The following is an 18,071-nucleotide window of genomic DNA, read 5'->3' as shown; positions in this document are numbered from 1 at the left end:
ATTCTGAAATCGCCATTAACAAGACGGTTGCACAAGTAAATGAAATTCGCTGAACACCTATGAAAAATATTAACTCAGTGAAGCAAACACCAATAAATAAAAGAGATACCAAATAGGACCAGTAAGAATAACTTTTATATCTATGAACAAAATTAAATTTCTAGTTGTTTTTAGCATGTTGTTTTTTGTCAGCAATTCTGTGTTGGCTCAGAAAAAAAACAAAGTACCAAAAGAAAAAAATATGAGAGGGTATCTCATGGTATATTTTAAAGACGATACCCATGGTTTGTATATGGCATTGAGTAAAGATGGCTATAGTTTTACCGATATAAACAATGCCAAACCAATTATAGCCGGCGATACGATTGCAGAGCAAAAAGGAATTCGTGACCCTTACATTTACCGAGCACCAGACGGAATGTTTTATTTGGCACTGACCGATCTACATATTTATGCCCAAAAAGCTGGTTATCGCACTACAGAATGGGAACGCGATGGAAAACAATACGGCTGGGGAAACAATAGAGGATTGGTTTTAATGAAATCTCCCGATCTGATACATTGGACCCATACCGTACTTCGTGTGGATCAGGCTTTTCCTGAATTGGCAGACATTGGCTGTGCGTGGGCACCTGAACTCGTATATGACGATAAAAAGCAAAAGACCATGATCTACTTTACCATGCGCTTTGGCAACCAAAAAGACAAAGTGTATTATTCTTATATGAATTCCGATTTTACAAAATTAGAAACCGCTCCAAAACTTTTGTTTGAGTATCCAAAAGAGGTTGCCTATATTGATGCTGACATTACCAAAGTAGGCAATAAATACCACCTGTTCTATGTGCCGCATGACGGAACAGCGGGTGTTAAGCAAATGATTTCTGACTCCATCAATACAGGTTATAAATATGACGATAAATGGTACGACCCGGAACCGGTAGGATGTGAAGCGCCTACTATTTACAAACGCATTGGTGAGAATAAATGGGTATTGATATATGACATCTACCGCATCAATCCGCACAATTTTGGGTTTAGTGAAACCTCTGATTTTGTAAATTTTAAAAATTTGGGACACTTCAACGAAGGAGTTATGAAATCGATCAATTTTTCGTCGCCAAAGCATCCGGCGGTTATTCAAATTACAAAAAAAGAAGCCCAAAAACTGGCTAAAAATTGGAACTGCGAAATAAAATTTTAAAAACATAAAAAATGATTCTAACAAATTGGATTAAAGGCTTTGTATTTATCTTACTATTAACTTATGGTAATACTGCTGTTAGCCAAAAATCAACATCCAACAAAAACAAAAAAAATAACAACCCTGCTCTAAAAGGATTGTATGCTGATCCCGATATTATATTCGCCAAAAAAACTGGAAAGTTTTATATCTACCCTACCAGTGATGGATTTGAAAATTGGTCAGGCACCTATTTTAAAACCTTTTCTTCGACAGATCTAGTCAACTGGAAAGAGGAAGGCGTAATCCTGGATCTGCCTAAAGATGTGAGCTGGGCAAAGAAAAACGCATGGGCTCCTTGCATTATAGAAAAGAAAATAGGAAATAAATACAACTATTTTTTCTATTTCTGTGCTGCGCAAAAGATTGGTGTCGCTGTGTCAGACAATCCTACGGGACCCTTTGTTGATTCAGGAAAACCTTTAATCGATAAATATCCTGAAGGCATTACAAAAGGGCAACAAATTGATCCAGATGTATTCACGGATCCCCAAACAGGAAAAAACTATTTGTACTGGGGAAATTCTTATATGGCTTGCGCCGAACTTAATGATGACATGGTTTCCATCAAACAAGAAACTATCAAAGTAATCACTCCTGACAAGACCTTCCGTGAAGGCGCTACCGTTTTTTTTAGAAATGGCAACTATTATTTCCTTTGGTCAGAAGATGATACACGAAGCGAAAACTATAAAGTGCGTTACGGAACTTCGGATTCTCCAATGGGGAAAATAAATATCCCACAAAATAATCTTGTCATTGCAAAAGACGCACAAGCTGGAATATATGCAACAGGTCATAATTCAGTGATTCAAATTCCGGGTAAAGACGAATGGTATATTGTTTACCATCGCTTCAATTATCCAAATGGAATCACCATGGGAAGATCAGCGGGATATAATAGAGAAGTATGTATTGACAAACTGGAATTCAATACTGATGGTAGTATAAAACAAATAATACCAACCCATCAGGGAATTAAAAAAGTCAAATTTAAAAAATAATACAATGAAAAATAGTTGCCTATTTCAAAAACAAAAAAAGCACTTTCTAGGTCTATTACTGTTTGTGTGTTTTTCGGCATTTTCGACTTTCGCTAACAATCCAAATGAGGCCTATATATTCTCCTATACTTCAGGAAAAAGTTTCGACGGACTTCATTTTGCTTGGAGTATCGATAAAATCAATTGGCATCCCATAGGGCCGGAATACCATTATATCCATTCCGATTATGGAAGATGGGGATCGGAAAAAAGAATGGTTTCGCCAATACTATTTCTGGGTGCCGATGGACTGTGGCATTGCATTTGGAGCTTGAACGAAAAGGACGGAACTTTTGCCCACGCTTCGTCACAAGACCTTCTCTATTGGGGTCGTCAGTCTTACCCTGTTGTTATGATCAATAAAAACTGTTTGACTCCAGAAGTGACTTACAACAAAGAAAAAGGGGAATACACGATTTCATGGTTGAGTAAAGATCAAACCGAAACCAAAGCTTGGTGTACCACAACCAAGGATTTCAAAAAATACTCGGAAACCAAAAATATCCCAGTAACAGAATACAAAAACTCACGAAGCACTATCCTTATCGCTGGAAAACAAGAAACTGGGTCCATCAATAAAGTGGCTTGGAGTATTGTTGATGGCTTGATTAAAACCCAACAATTATCAGCTTATAAAACCCAACTTTGGGCGGAAACCACCAAAACCGACACCGAACGTTTTGCCGACTTGAAGCCTGTGGAAGCGAAGTTCACTTTGGACGTTACAAAATCTAAAAAAATCAGCAATACGCTCTTGGGCATCTTTTTTGAAGACATCAATTACGCTGCCGATGGTGGTCTATACGCTGAACTGGTTCAAAACAGGGATTTTGAATATACTATAAGCGATACAAAAGGCCGGGATGTCACCTGGAACAGTACCAAAGCTTGGAGTCTAAAAGGCGAAACCGCCAGTTATACTATTGATTCGATAAACCCAATCCATCCAAACAACAAACATTATGCAAAACTTGCAATTAAAAAAACAGGAGCGGCATTGGTCAATGAAGGTTTTGACGGTATTGCAGTAAAAGCGGGCGAAAAATACGATTTTTCAATATTTGCCCGTGCTACTCATGGTAAAGCAGGCAAACTTCTTATTCGTTTGGTGGGTAAAAATGGAGAAATCTATGGAGAAACTACAACCCAATCGATTACTACCAATTGGAAAAAATACAATGCAGCCCTTACAGTAAAAACAACTATGGCCGATGCCGGTCTGGAAATCATTCCACAAATGACAGGAACTTTGGACTTAGACCTGATTTCGCTTTTCCCTCAGAAAACGTTTAAAGGACATAAAAGTGGATTGCGTGCCGACCTAGCACAAACATTGGCGGACTTAAAACCAAAATTCATGCGTTTTCCAGGAGGCTGTGTTGCGCACGGCGACGGAATTGGCAATATTTATAATTGGAAAAACACCATTGGCCCACTCGAAGCCCGTAAGCCGATGCGCAATCTTTGGGGCTATCATCAAACGGTTGGTTTAGGTTATTTCGAATATTTCCAATTTTGCGAAGATGCTGGTGCCGAACCATTACCCGTTATTGCTGCTGGTGTTCCTTGTCAAAACTCGTCAACAGGAAGTGCTGGACAACAAGGCGGAGTTCCAATGTGTGATATGGAAAATTACGTGCAAGACATTTTGGATTTGGTTGAATATGCCAATGGTGATGCAACTACCAAATGGGGGGGGAAACGTGCCGAAGCCGGACATCCGAAGCCTTTTAACCTGAAATATGTTGGTATCGGAAACGAAGACCTTATCACTGATATTTTTGAAGAACGTTTCACCATGATCTTCAAAGCAATGAAGGAGAAACACCCTGAAATAACGGTAATTGGAACCGTAGGTCCATCCTTTGAAGGCACTGATTATCAGGAAGGCTGGGATATCGCTTCAAAATTGGGTGTGCCAATGGTTGACGAACACTACTATCAATCGCCTGGATGGTTCATCTATAATCAGGATTATTATGACCAATATGATCGTTCCAAACCCAAAGTATATCTTGGCGAATATGCTGCCCACTTGCCTGGGAAACCCAATAATATCGAAACAGCCTTGGCGGAAGCCTTGTATTTAACTTCTTTGGAACGCAATGGTGATGTAGTCAGCATGACTTCTTATGCGCCATTATTGGCCAAAGACAAACATACACAATGGAATCCCAACCTGATCTATTTCAGCAATACGGAAGTGCGACCAACGGTTGGTTATGAGGTACAGAAACTCTATGGTCAAAACGCCGGTGACTACTATATCCCTAGTGAGATTAACCTTTCCAACAACCAGGAAAATGTAAAAACCCGTATTGCCATGTCTGTTGTTAAGGACACTAAAAGTAACGACATAATCGTAAAACTGGTCAACCTCCTACCTGTTGCCGTTACTGCATCCGTTGACTTGAAAAATGGTAATCTAGGAAGCAATGAGGCTATAAAAACCGTATTAAAAGGTGATCCAAGCGACAAAAAAGCGAAACCGATAGTTTCCACTTCTCCTGTTTCAGAGTTAATGAATGCTGAATTACCGGCATACTCGTTCACCGTATATCGCATTAAAACTATTGGCTTAAATAAATAAAATTCAAAAAAGATGATACCAAATAGTATTAAAAAATCATTTTGGCTCGGACTTGTACTGGTTTCAACAGCTTCTGTTTACGGACAGTCGTCCCAACTTCAAAGTTTTCCGTTATCCTCGGTTCGTTTACTGGAGGGTCCTTTTAAAGCGGCTCAAGAAACCGACATGAAATATATTTTGGCCCTTGATGCTGATCGACTATTAGTTCCTTATTTGAGAGAAGCAGGAATAGAATCTAAATCAAAAAGTTATGCCAATTGGGAAAATACCGGTCTTGATGGTCATATTGGCGGGCACTATCTTTCGGCTTTGTCAGAGATGTATGCCACAACCGGAAATAAGCAAATAAAGGAAAGACTTGACTATATACTTAACGAACTCGAAAAATGTCAGCAGAAAAACGGCAATGGATACATTGGAGGTGTTCCCGGAAGCAAAGCCTTGTGGGAGGAGATTGCCAAAGGAAAAATTGACGCTGGAAGTTTTTCATTGAATAATAAATGGGTGCCTTGGTACAACATCCATAAAGTATATGCCGGATTGGTAGATGCTTACACTTTGACTGGAAATGAAAAAGCCAAAAAAATGCTAATCCAACTTTCCGACTGGTGTTTGAATCTTACCGAAACCCTTTCCGATGATCAGATCCAACAGATGTTGCGCAGTGAGCATGGCGGCATGAATGAGGTTTTTGCCGATGTAGCAGCGATAACGGGCGATAAAAAATATTTGGTTTTGGCTCGAAAATTCTCCCACAAAGCAATTCTTGACCCACTTTTGAAAGATACCGATGCCCTTAACGGAATTCATGCCAATACCCAGATTCCTAAAGTAATAGGTTTTATGCGTGTTGCCGAAGTTTCTAGAGATAAAGAATGGGCAAATGCAGCTAAATTTTTCTGGAATACGGTGGTAAACAACAGAACGATTTCTATTGGAGGAAATAGCGTGAGAGAACATTTTAATTCCGCCACCGATTTTTCATCTATATTGGAATCGCGAGAAGGCCCTGAAACGTGTAACAGTTACAACATGCTTAAATTAAGTAAGCATTTATTTCTTGCAGACCCTTCTTCAAAATATATAGATTATTACGAACGGACGACCTACAACCACATCTTGTCATCCCAGCATCCTGATGGTGGATTCGTTTATTTTACCCCTATCCGACCTCGTCATTACAGAGTCTATTCAGAATCCCAACAATCTTTCTGGTGCTGCGTAGGTTCTGGTTTGGAAAACCACGGGAAATATGGAGAACTCATTTATGCACACGACAAACAAAATCTTTATGTTAACCTTTTTATTCCTTCGACGCTGAATTGGAAAGAGAAAGGAATTACGCTTACGCAAAATACAAAGTTTCCGTTTGAAGAACAATCGTCCATCACACTAACGTTGAAAAAATCACAAAAATTTACCATTAAGTTCCGTTATCCATCTTGGATAGAAGACGGCAAAATGAAAATTACGGTCAACAACACAACAATTAGCCTTATAAAAGACCTGAATTCTTATGTTTCTATTGAACGAAAATGGAAAACGGGAGACGTGATTTCAGTTATTTTACCCATGCAAAACAAAACGGAACAACTTCCGGATAAATCGGCCTGGGTTTCTTTTGTACATGGACCTATTGTACTTGCTGCAGTAACAGACACAACAGATTTAGTTGGCCTTCATGCAGATGACAGTCGTATGGGACATATTGCCAACGGCCCAATTTACCCAATAGAAGATGCACCTTTACTCGTTTCCAACAACACTGATTTAGCCGCTTCATTGAAAGCTGTAGCCAACAAACTATTTACTTTCAGCGCTTCGGATCTTATTTATCAGGAGAAATACAAGAACCTGCAACTCGTTCCGTTCTTCCAGATTCATGATGCCAGATATATGTTATATTGGCCCTATACCACCAAAGAAAAGTTGCCAGAAATACAAAAAGCCATGAAAGAAAGAGAGGAAGCGCAAATGAAATTAGAAGCAATTACCGTTGATGTGGTTACCGCAGGAGAACAACAACCGGAATCCGACCATAATTTCAAAGGAGAAAAAACAGATACCGGAATGTTTAAAGAACGTCATTACCGAAATGGGCAAGGTTATTTCAGTTATGATTTGAAAAATAATAATTTAGAAGCCCGTAAATTGCGCATTACCTATTTTGGTGCCGACAAAAATAGAAATTTTGATATTTATGTTAACGATGTTTTGGTAGCATCGATGAATATGGACGGATCAGAAGGAAATCAATTTATAGATAAGATAATCGAACTTCCTTTAGCGATTCTCAACGGAAAACATAAAATTTTGCAAGTACAATTTAAAGCAAAACCAAATTCGACCATTACCGGTATTTACGAGGTTCGGATATTAAAATAGAACAACTTCCCAACTCCATAATAAAGTTTTGATACCTATTCTATTAATGTAATTCAAATTGAGACCAAATGATTAACAAAGAAAACAAAATGATCCTAAAAAGTAAAGTGGCAGTACTTGCCTTTGTAGTCCCATTTCTATTTAACTGTATAAGTGCTTTTTCGCAAACTACAGAGAAACCCGTCGAAGTAAAAATAATGCTGGACAAACCAGTCGGTGACATGTATCCAATGTGGGCATGGTTCGGGTACGATGAACCTAATTATACCTACATGAAAGATGGCAAGAAGCTACTCACCGAACTGGCAGCACTTTCGCCTACGCCGGTATATGTTCGGGCGCATAGTTTGTTGGTAAGCGGGGATGGCGTTGCCGCTCTTAAATGGGGCAGCACGAATGCTTACACGGAAGATGCCAAAGGCAACCCCATATATAACTGGCGTATTATCGACAGCATTTTTGACACCTATATTAAGCGCGGCATGAAACCACTTGCTCAGATTGGATTTATGCCGCAGACACTGAGTACGCATCCAGATCCCTATAAACATTCCTGGAAACCAGGCGATCCTTACAGCGATATTCTGACGGGCTGGGCTTATCCGCCAAAAGACTACAATAAATGGGGCGAACTGGTGTACCAATGGGTAAAACATAGTGTGGAACGTTATGGCAAAAAAGAGGTAGAAAGTTGGTATTGGGAAGTGTGGAACGAGCCTAACGGTTACTGGAAAGGCACTATGGACGAATACTTTAAACTCTACGATTATTCAGCTGATGCCGTAAAAAGAGCACTTCCAACAGCTAAGATCGGTGGCCTTAATATCGCTGGTACAAGGAGTGAGAATTCCCAAAAATGGACGAACGCTTTTTTGCAGCATTGCATTAGCGGCACTAATTATGTAACGGGCAAAAAAGGTGCGCCACTGGATGCTTTTCTTTTTCATGCAAAAGGAAACCCAAAATTAATAGATGGTGTAGTACGTATGGATATGTCGCCGCAATTAAAGGATATTTCTACCGGGTTCAGGATTGCCTCTTCTTATCCGGAAGTTAAGAATCTACCCATCATCATTGGGGAAAGCGATCCCGAAGGATGTGCCGCTTGTGGCATGGCTACTAACCCGCAAAATGCCTACCGCAACGGCACTATGTACAGTAGTTATACTGCTGCATCGTTTGCCAGAAAATACCTGTTAGCCGATAAATATGATGTCAATTTTCTGGGTGCTGTTTCTTGGTCTTTTGAATTCGAAAACCAACCTTGGTTCTATGGTTTCCGTGATTTAGCTACAAATGGGGTAGACAAGCCGGTACTGAATGTGTTCCGTATGTTCGGAAAAATGAGCGGTAAACGCGTAACTGTGCAAAGCGACCGGATGACGCCATTAGAAGCCATTGTAGAGAGCAGCGTACGTGGTGAGCAGTCTGAAATAGGTGCACTTGCCAGCGTGGATAGAAAAACAGCCGGCATCATGTTGTGGAACTACCACGACCTGGACCAATTGGGAGCTGCAGAACCAGTTCGGGTAAGCATCAGCGGTGTTAATGCCCGAAAAGTAACACTCACCCACTACACCATCGACAGCCAACACAGTAATTCATACGAAGTTTGGAAAAAAATGGGCTCACCGCAAAATCCTACGACTGCGCAAATAACAACACTCGAAAAAGCCGGTCAATTAGAAACCGTTGGAAATCCACAAAAAATAGACGTGAAAGGAGGCACTCTGGTGGTTGACATCGTTTTGCCCAGACAAGCTGTATCGCTTTTGAAACTAGACTGGTAAGCTATCCAGATGTCATTAGCGTCGTTTGAACTGCAATTCATGATCACCTATCGGTCTTGTTTGATTATTTATTTACAATGCCCCTTATTATCTGGGGTATTGTAATTTTTAAAGATCCTACCCCAACAACTATTACCGCTAAAAATCACATTACTTAAGCACTGATCTAAGTTCCTGACGGTATTCTGAAGCACTTTTACCTGTAAACTCTTTGAACGATTTATTGAAATAACTGAAATTATTGAATCCACTCTCATAGCATATTTCAGTAATACTTATCGGTTTTTCGGCTAATAACTTAGACGCATGAACCAAACGGTAATCATTTACAAACTTCGTAAATGTTTTATTGGCTATTTTTTTAAAATACCGACAAAAAGAAGGCACAGTCATACTTACCAATACAGCCACTTCTTCGAGAGCAATATGCTCCTGAAAATTATCTTTTACATAATTAAAAACAACATTGATACGGTCATTATCTTGCATCTGCATTTCCATAGAGAAGCCTTTTGCATTTAAAACAATACTTTCTTTGGATTGTTCGAGTTCATTTAAAATTGACAACATACTTAATAACCGCTCTAATTGAGACTGTTCCTCCATTGCTTCAATTTTAGTACCAATTGCTTTCTTAGTTTCTCCCAAAAATGAAATCCCTGATTTGGCTTGGTTAAATAAGTTTCTAATATTTTTCATTTCGGAAATATCAAAAAAGTCATTTCCAAGAAAGTCAGGCTTCATTTGTATAACCGTTTCCTTTTTATTCCCCGTTTCTTCATTCGTAAATCCGCAATGCGGTAAATTGCTTCCGATTAATATCAAATCCCCGTCATTATAATAGGAAATATGACTTCCTACTTGTCGCTTTCCAGATCCTCCATTAATATAGACCAATTCGATTTCAGGATGATAATGCCAGTGATTCGCATTATTGTTAGCATTTTCTTCATAATTAGAGAAAAAAAATGAACTTCCAAAAGAAGGTGTAATGATTTCCAAGTTGGGCAGTATAGGTCTCATGTTCCATGAATTTTAGAATTAATGTAAAAATACCTAAAATGCGAATACTATAGCTTTTTTTAACCTTTATCGATTTCGTAAAAGATAAAATAGCACATATATTAGAAAATCCTGTACTATTCTTAATGAATCTGTTAGAATAATTTAGCATCAGATAAATAATCAATTATAAATCTAAAACATTTACTATTATGAAAAAGATTGTAAAATTTAGTTTAATGCTAGCCGTAGCAGCATTAACTACCGTAGAAGCACATGCAGGGAACGCTGATTTCTCATTGGATTTAAAAAAAGAAGAAGGAAAAACTGTAAGTTTTACTTTAAGAGAGACCAAGAAAATCGACTTATCGATTTATGACACAAGTGACAATTTAATTTATCAAGAGAATGTTACTTCTGACGATAATATTAACAGAACATATGATTTGACGGCTTTCCCTGACGGAGTATATTACCTACAAGCAGAAAGCGACCTTAAAATCTCAAAGTATAAAATTGAGGTTGTGGGTAAAGTAGCCAAATTATCTGCTGATGCCATTTCTGAAGTTTACAAACCCATTTTGGTAAACAAAAACGGAATAGTAAAACTTAATCTACTAAACTTAGACAAAACTCCTGTTTCTGTTAAAATTTATAGCTCAAATGATACCGAGTTGTATAATGAAACCTTGCCTGCTGAATTGAATGTGGGTAAAATATTTGACGTAAGTAAGATGCCAGGAGACAGATATACGTTTGTTATAACGTCTAACGGAAAAACTTTTGTCGAAACAGTTGATGCCAAATAATGATTAAATAAATGTCTAATTGAGGAGGCTGTCTTTTGGGATAGCCTTTTTTTTTGTTTTAAAACTAACGAAGCTAAAACACTCATTAAGGTAATGTGACAACTATTAGAAATAAAAAGAGTATCTAGTTTTAGTCATTACCATTGAAGTCGCAACTAATTTTTACCTGTTCTATTCTGAAAAAAGGTAATAAAAAAATTCCAACAAAGGAATTGCAATAAAAAAACACTGAATCACCACTTCTGGATAAATTATTATCACTTCATTTCTAAAATTTTAAAATATTGATTTTCAAATATTTAAAATTAAAAAATAAAGCATTAACCTAAAACACGTAATCAAGATTATAATTTCTGGCACGCTACTTGGATATACCTAATCAAATAAGTAAAAAAGCGTAAGCCGAAAAGCTCATGAGTAGGCAAAACCCAAATTATATTGATTATGAAAAAAATTACCCTTTTAGTAGCTAGTATCTTCCTTATTGGAGGTGGTGTAGCGAATGCAACAGAAAAAACTAATTTTTCAATTGAGAGAAGACTACCTGTTGATTTTAGAAATGCGGAACCAATTGTGTTCACCGAAAGAGGAATCGAATTTTTTGTATTTCCTGACGGACAATTTGATTTTAATACACGCCCATCAAATGGTAACGATATGTACTACAAATCAAGAAGAACAAGTGCAGTAAATAAAACGTATGGTACGCCCACAAATTTTAGAAACCAAAATTACGGTGTAAAAGTGGAACATGATTATTCTGGTAAAGTAAGACGTATTGGAAATGTATTTATCAACTATGATTCAAATGATAGAATTAAACGAGTTGGTTCCGTATACATGACTTACAACCGTTATGCCTTAGAACAAGTAGGTGGATTGCAAATTATCTACAACCGTCGTGGTCAAATTGTTGATATTGTTGGAAGTGTAAATGGACGTAGAGCGAATGAATACAGCCAAAACAACTATGACAATAATGATCGTGATTATAGAAATAATCAAAATAACGATTATAATAACAATCGTGATTATGGAAACAATCAAAATTCAAATGATCAGGATCAATACTATTATAAAAATGATGGTACAAAAAACCAAAAAGACACTAAAGTAACAAGAAGTTTAGATATTAGAGTAGATAAAAGATAATTAGTTTGTTTAAAATGGTTAGTTAAAAAAGTCCCGTTGGTATTCTTATCAACGGGACTTTTGTTTGAAACTATTCTCCGGTTTAGTCACAACCATTGATATCGCAACTATTTTCGGTTATAGTATTCAACAAAGTAACTTTCGATTCAAATTTACCTTCTTCCCATACTTTTTCCAATGTCTGTAAAAAAGTGGCTACGGGTTGCGCTCCGGAAATTGCATATTTAGTATCGAAAACAAAAAAGGGAACGCCTTGCACACCTATTGAATTTGCAGCTGCAATATCCTCCTTTACTTCATTTGCAAAAGCATCAGAATACAACACTTGTTTAATTTCTTCCGCTTCAAGTCCCACTTCAAGCCCTAATTCGGCTAATGTATTTAAATCATTGACGTTCTTGCCTTCGGTCAAATACGCTTTGAACAACAGTTCTTCTAAATCATTTGCCAAATTGTACTTTTTAGCCAAATGCAACAGACGATGTGCATTCAATGAATTTGCCAGAACTGCTTTTTCAAAATGAAAATCCAATCCTGCCGTCTTTGCATTTTGAGTCATGTTATCGAGCATGTTTTGAGCCCAATCCGTATCTTTTCTATATTTTTCAGCCAAATGTTCCGCCATAGTATCGTCAGGTGAAGCAATAAAACCAGAGTCTAACTGAAAGCTTTTCCATTCAATGGCAACAGCTTCTTTATGATCGAAAAGCTGTAACGCTTCTTCAATCCTTCTTTTTCCTATATAACAAAACGGACACATGATATCCGACCAGATTTGTATTTTTAATTTATTTTCCATCTACATTTAATTGAAATTCAAAATTGATTCTATAGGACAAAATTAATCAATTCGTTTTTGAGCTTTTTGAGTTTTGGAATTTTATTATGAATACCCGAATAGTAAATATTTATTACAATCAAGGGAACAGGACATCCATAAAACCCAAAAAACCATCAAAATTGCTCCTGATGGTTTTTGTATGTTTTTAAACTTTCTTTTATCCCAATAAATCCAAAACAAAAGATGGAAACAAACCTAAGGCAATATTCAAGACAATCGCTATAACGGCAACTGCATAAATAATAACCGGCGTTCCTTTTCTTTCTTCATTTGGTTCTTTGGTATACATCGCCAAAATCAATTTGAAGTAGTACCCAACGCTTATAATAGAATTCACAACTGCTACGATTACTAAAGCCAAATAGCCCGCTTGAATCGTTTGATTGAACAAAACCAATTTGGCAAAGAATCCGGCAAAAATTGGAATACCAGCCATAGAAAGTAAAGCGGCAGTAAGAATCGCTGCTAACAACGGATTTGTTTTTCCTAAACCGTGAAAATTCACAATATCTTCGTTATCTCTATTTTTACAAACGTATAAAATTACACTAAAAGCTGCGATTCCTGATAAAGAATACGCTGATGCATAATACAACAAACTACCCGCTGAAGAGGACAAACTCAACAACGTCATCAACATAAAACCAGCATGGGAAATCCCTGAAAAAGCCAACATACGTTTCACGTTTGTTTGTCTTAAGGCCATAATATTACCAACAGTCATAGAAGCCATAGAAATCACAACCACAATAGTTTTAAATGACTCTGAAATATCAGCATTCATAACGTAAAGCAATTTATATAAAGTCGCCATAGCAACTACTTTTGCCAAAGTGCTCATCAATGCTGTTGTCAACGCAGGAGAACCTTCGTAAACATCCGGTGCCCAAAAATGAAAAGGAACTGCTGCAACTTTAAATAACATTCCAATGGTTAACAATACAATCCCAATTGGAAACCAAATTGGCAATTCAGCCGATTGTGATAATTCACTGATTTCAGTAACGTCAAAACTTCCCATCGCTCCGTAAATTAAACAGATACCAAAAAGAATGATTCCCGAAGCAAAAGAGCCCATTAAGAAATACTTCATTCCCGCTTCGTTACTTTTCAAATTCATACGGTCACTTGCCGCAAGAATATAAAGTGATATGGATAATACTTCGATTCCCAGAAAGAACATCGCTAAATTTCCAAAAGAAACCATCGCCACTGCTCCCGCCAGTAAAAATACTTTTATGGCAATGAAATCAGAAATTTTAGATTGATGATTGGCGTAAAAATTATGCCCTAAAGCCACCAAGAAAATAGTAAGCACAATAAACAAAGAAGAAAACACAGTTGAAAATTTACTCACAATAATCATATTGTTATAGTAACTCTGTGTGGAATTAAATTCAGATATGGTTAAACCAAGAACTGCCAATAATCCAATAATCGTTATTGGAACAATGACTTTCCTTAAATTAAAAATTTCAAATAAAAGGCATAAAACACCTAATCCTATTATAGTTATTAATGTATTCATTTTTTATTTGACTTAGTTTATTCGGTTTATTTGAGTTAAAATTTCTTCAAGACTTGGTGTGATCAAATCAATGATTGGTTTTGGATACATTCCAAAAAAGAACAGTACAGCGATTACAATTACCAAAGTTATTCCTTCATTGATCGTTACATCAGCAAAAAGTTTTGAATGGGTTTCGCCTAACATAGCTTGTTGAAACATTTTCAACATATAATAGGCTCCCAAGATTATAGTTGATCCACCTAAAATAGCAAACCAAATATTTATTTGTGAAAGACTGTATAAAACGGTAAATTCTCCAACAAAGTTAAAAGTAGTTGGCAATGCTACAGAAGCCAAAACCAAAATCAAAAACATCGAGGTGAATTTTGGTGTTTGCGCACGAATGCCTCCCATTTCACCAATTGCTCTTGTCTGATATCTCCTGAAAATAATCTCCGCAACAAAAAACAATCCAACAACCACAAAACCGTGTGCAATCATTTGTAAAACTGCTCCACGCAATCCGTCTAATGTCAACGTGTAAGTTCCAGCAGCTATTAATCCTACGTGTGCCAAAGAAGAATACGCTAATAATTTCTTCAAGTCTTTTTGTCTCAAGGCTACAATTGAACCATATATAACACCTGCAATTCCAAGTCCAATAAAGAGGAACATGTATTCTTTAGCGGCAAGCGGTGCTAACGGTAATTGCCAACGAATAACGCTGTACAATCCCATTTTTAGCATAATCCCTGACAAAAGCATCGTTCCAACAGTTGGTGCTTTTTGGTACACATTAGCCTGCCAAGTGTGGAAAGGAATCAATGGAATCTTAATCGCATACGCCAAGAAGAAAGCCAAGAATATCCATAATTGTTCGGTTGCAGATAAATTCAATTTATACAAATCTTCCAATAAAAGACTACCAGCTTTTTGATACATATAAACAAAAGCAACAAGCATAAATAATGAGCCTGCAAGCGTATAGATAAAGAATTTAACTACCGCTTTTTTGCGTTCTTCTGTGTCTCCATTACCCCATATTAATGCAATGAAGTAAATAGGAATCAATGATAACTCCCAGAATATATAATATAAAAGACCGTCTGATGCTAAGAATGTGCCCGCCATTGCAAATGACATAAACAAGATTAACGCATAAAATGATTTTGAATTTTTATAGTCGTTTCCAAAAGAAGAGAAAATAATAATTGGAGTCAAAACCGTAGTCAATAAAAGCATTGCCAAGGAAAGTCCGTCTGCTTTTAAAGCAAAAGAAATAGTAGGTTTTGTAATCCACTGTTTGATGAAACTGATATTTTCACCTAAATTATAGTGATTTAATAATACAAAAGAACAGCCTGCAGCAGCCAATCCAAAGAACAAAGCCACTTTTGAAGCTAGTTTATCGCCTGCAAGAAAAGTTGCAAACGCACCAACTAAAAGTATAATTAATATTAGAGATACATTCATAGTATAAGATTATTGAGCTAAAAATAAATAAGAAACAATGGCACAAAGCCCTAATACGAAAACAAAAAGATAAAGACCAATGCTTCCATTTTGTATTTTCTTTCCTTGATAACTTATTTCGTTGGTAACTTTTCCGAATCCAAAAACCAAAGCTGATAAAGCAGTTTCTATAGTGTCTCTGAAAAAACGAGACAAGACATTAATTGGTTTAACAAAAATAGCATCATAGCATTCATCAACATAATATTTATTGTAAAGTACTTTAGAAAACCCTGTGATTTCAGCATCTTCTGTAGGAACTGCGTTTTGTTTAATGTATTTAGCGTAAGCTAAACCAATTCCTACCAATCCACCCACAACCGCAATAGCCATCAACATGTATTCTGTAGTTCCTAAATGGTGCTCCGCATTCAATAATTCCGGCAAAATAGGCGTTAAATACCCATTCAACCAACTATTTCCTGGTAAACTGATCAAACCACCTATTGTTGCCAATATTGCTAAAATTATTAAAGGAAAAGTAATCAGAGAAGGACTTTCGTGCAAATGGTGTTTTTGTTTTTCGGTTCCTCTGAATTCTTGGAAAAATGTTAAAAACATCAATCTAAACATATAGAAAGCAGTCATTATTGACGCAACCGAAGCGACAACCCATAACGGAATGTTATGATGGAAAGCCACTAATAAAATTTCGTCTTTAGAGAAAAACCCGGAGAACAATGGAACACCGGAAATCGCTAATGAAGCAATGAACATGGTGATAAAAGTAATTGGCATCGCTTTTTTCAAACCACCCATTTTGCGCATGTCTTGCTCTCCGTGCAACGCATGAATTACAGAACCTGATCCTAAGAACAAACAAGCTTTAAAGAAAGCGTGTGTGATTACGTGGAAAACAGCCACTTCATAAGCTCCCAATCCCAAAGCCAGGAACATCAATCCCAATTGAGAAACAGTAGAATAAGCCAAGACTTTCTTAATATCATTTTGAACCAATCCAATTGTAGCCGCTACTAAAGATGTAACTGCTCCAACAATCGCAATAATATCATTTACCAAATGCATACTCGGCAAATCAAGACTGTATAAAAAGTTTAATCTGGTAATCATAAAAATACCTGCAGTAACCATTGTCGCCGCGTGAATCAATGCCGAAACCGGTGTTGGTCCAGCCATCGCATCCGGCAACCAAGTATATAATGGTATTTGTGCTGATTTACCACAAGCTCCAATAAATAGAGCAAAAGCGGCAACTCCAATCCAATAGCTATTTAAATTGGTAGCTGTTGAAATAGCCGTTTTTAATGTAGCAAAATCTAGCGTCGAGAATAAGCTTCCAAGAATGAAAACTCCAACTAACAGACCTAAATCCCCAATTCGGTTCATGATAAAAGCTTTCTTAGCTGCATCATTGAAATCCTGGTTTTTATGCCAAAATCCTATCAGCAAATACGAACAAAGACCTACGCCTTCCCACCCGATGAACATTACTAATAAGTTACTTCCTATTACTAAAGTGATCATGAAAAATATAAACAGATTCAAATACGCAAAGAATTTGTGCATATTTTCATCCTCGTGCATGTAACTGATAGAGTACAAATGAATCAAAGATCCAATCCCGGTGACGAAAAGCAACCATAAAATGGACAATTGGTCTAATTGAAATCCGAAATCAACCTTGAAATTACTGATTTGGATCCAGTCAAAAAGTGAAATACGAATTCCTTCCGGTTGTGCTGAAATTCCACTGAAGAAATAAGCGGTTGCAATAAAAGAAACCACGACAGAACCGGTTCCAATTATTCCAGACAAACTTTTCCCCAGACTTTTCCCAAAGAAAACATTGATTAAAAATCCTAAAAAAGGAGCAAGAACTAAAACTAAAGCTATATTGGTATTCATTTCCATTTATCCTTTTAAGTTTTTTAAATTATCGATTGTAATTGAGCCTAAATTTCTAAATATTGAAACTAGAATTGCCAATCCTACCGCAACTTCTGCGGCAGCAACAGCCATCGAAAAAAACACAAAAACTTGTCCTTGCGCATCTTGATGATAGGTAGAAAATGCCACGAACAATAAGTTTACTGCATTCAGCATTATCTCAATTGACATGAAAACGATAATGGCATTTCGTCGGTATAACACTCCAAAAACGCCGATACAAAAAAGTATCACGCAAAGGAATATATAGTTTTCTATACCTATTTGATTTAAAATATTGTTCATC

The 18,071-nt window shown here is 36.9% G+C and carries 13 protein-coding genes; 7 read left to right on the top strand and 6 right to left on the bottom strand.

Features of this window, described 5'->3' with window-relative positions:
• The first annotated feature begins 241 nt into the window (after positions 1–241).
• From ACM55M_RS03505 to ACM55M_RS03485, 5 genes are all read left to right on the top strand, one after another.
• Entirely contained in the window at positions 242–1,204 is a 963-nt protein-coding gene (locus ACM55M_RS03505; protein ID WP_416856108.1) for a glycoside hydrolase family 43 protein, read from the top strand.
• Positions 1,205–1,215: 11 nt separating this feature from the next.
• A complete protein-coding gene (locus ACM55M_RS03500) occupies positions 1,216–2,247 on the top strand; it encodes a family 43 glycosylhydrolase (RefSeq protein WP_416856107.1) in 1,032 nt (343 codons plus the stop codon).
• Between the two features lie 4 nt (positions 2,248–2,251).
• Positions 2,252–4,876, top strand: a complete 2,625-nt coding sequence (locus ACM55M_RS03495; RefSeq protein ID WP_416856106.1) for an alpha-L-arabinofuranosidase C-terminal domain-containing protein — start codon at positions 2,252–2,254, stop codon at positions 4,874–4,876.
• 12 nt (positions 4,877–4,888) lie between these two features.
• The gene (locus ACM55M_RS03490; protein ID WP_416856104.1) at positions 4,889–7,261 is read left to right on the top strand and encodes a beta-L-arabinofuranosidase domain-containing protein; all 2,373 of its coding nucleotides are present in this window, start codon (positions 4,889–4,891) and stop codon (positions 7,259–7,261) included.
• Positions 7,262–7,329: 68 nt separating this feature from the next.
• Positions 7,330–9,051 (top strand): GH39 family glycosyl hydrolase, encoded by a 1,722-nt coding sequence (locus ACM55M_RS03485; RefSeq protein WP_416856103.1) that lies wholly within the window; start codon positions 7,330–7,332, stop codon positions 9,049–9,051.
• A gap of 150 nt (positions 9,052–9,201) precedes the next feature.
• Here the strand turns inward: ACM55M_RS03485 and ACM55M_RS03480 are convergent, their stop codons facing one another.
• Positions 9,202–10,074, bottom strand: a complete 873-nt coding sequence (locus tag ACM55M_RS03480; RefSeq protein ID WP_416856102.1) for an AraC family transcriptional regulator — start codon at positions 10,072–10,074, stop codon at positions 9,202–9,204.
• Positions 10,075–10,265: 191 nt separating this feature from the next.
• Between ACM55M_RS03480 and ACM55M_RS03475 the strand changes: the two genes are divergently transcribed.
• The gene (locus ACM55M_RS03475; protein ID WP_416856101.1) at positions 10,266–10,862 is read left to right on the top strand and encodes a hypothetical protein; all 597 of its coding nucleotides are present in this window, start codon (positions 10,266–10,268) and stop codon (positions 10,860–10,862) included.
• A gap of 444 nt (positions 10,863–11,306) precedes the next feature.
• Positions 11,307–12,014, top strand: a complete 708-nt coding sequence (locus ACM55M_RS03470; RefSeq protein ID WP_416856100.1) for a hypothetical protein — start codon at positions 11,307–11,309, stop codon at positions 12,012–12,014.
• Positions 12,015–12,096: 82 nt separating this feature from the next.
• On the opposite strand, the gene ACM55M_RS03465 is transcribed toward ACM55M_RS03470, so the two are convergent.
• From ACM55M_RS03465 to nuoK, 5 genes are all read right to left on the bottom strand, one after another.
• Complete coding sequence (locus tag ACM55M_RS03465) at positions 12,097–12,813, bottom strand: DsbA family oxidoreductase (RefSeq protein WP_416856099.1); 717 nt, start codon at positions 12,811–12,813, stop codon at positions 12,097–12,099.
• A 199-nt stretch (positions 12,814–13,012) separates the two neighbouring features.
• A complete protein-coding gene (locus tag ACM55M_RS03460; RefSeq protein ID WP_416856098.1) occupies positions 13,013–14,383 on the bottom strand; it encodes an NADH-quinone oxidoreductase subunit N in 1,371 nt (456 codons plus the stop codon).
• A gap of 12 nt (positions 14,384–14,395) precedes the next feature.
• Entirely contained in the window at positions 14,396–15,838 is a 1,443-nt protein-coding gene (locus tag ACM55M_RS03455; RefSeq protein WP_416856097.1) for a complex I subunit 4 family protein, read from the bottom strand.
• A 9-nt stretch (positions 15,839–15,847) separates the two neighbouring features.
• On the bottom strand, positions 15,848–17,743 hold the full coding sequence (nuoL, locus tag ACM55M_RS03450; protein WP_416856096.1) for an NADH-quinone oxidoreductase subunit L: 1,896 nt from the start codon (positions 17,741–17,743) through the stop codon (positions 15,848–15,850).
• A gap of 6 nt (positions 17,744–17,749) precedes the next feature.
• Positions 17,750–18,070, bottom strand: a complete 321-nt coding sequence (gene nuoK, locus ACM55M_RS03445; RefSeq protein ID WP_035668725.1) for an NADH-quinone oxidoreductase subunit NuoK — start codon at positions 18,068–18,070, stop codon at positions 17,750–17,752.
• Between the last annotated feature and the right edge of the window lies 1 nt (position 18,071).

The sequence above is a fragment of the Flavobacterium galactosi genome, assembly GCF_048158585.1.
In the GTDB taxonomy this organism is placed as follows: domain Bacteria; phylum Bacteroidota; class Bacteroidia; order Flavobacteriales; family Flavobacteriaceae; genus Flavobacterium; species Flavobacterium galactosi.
Note: the sequence above shows the minus strand (reverse complement) of the source record. Positions and strands in the feature narration are given on the sequence as shown.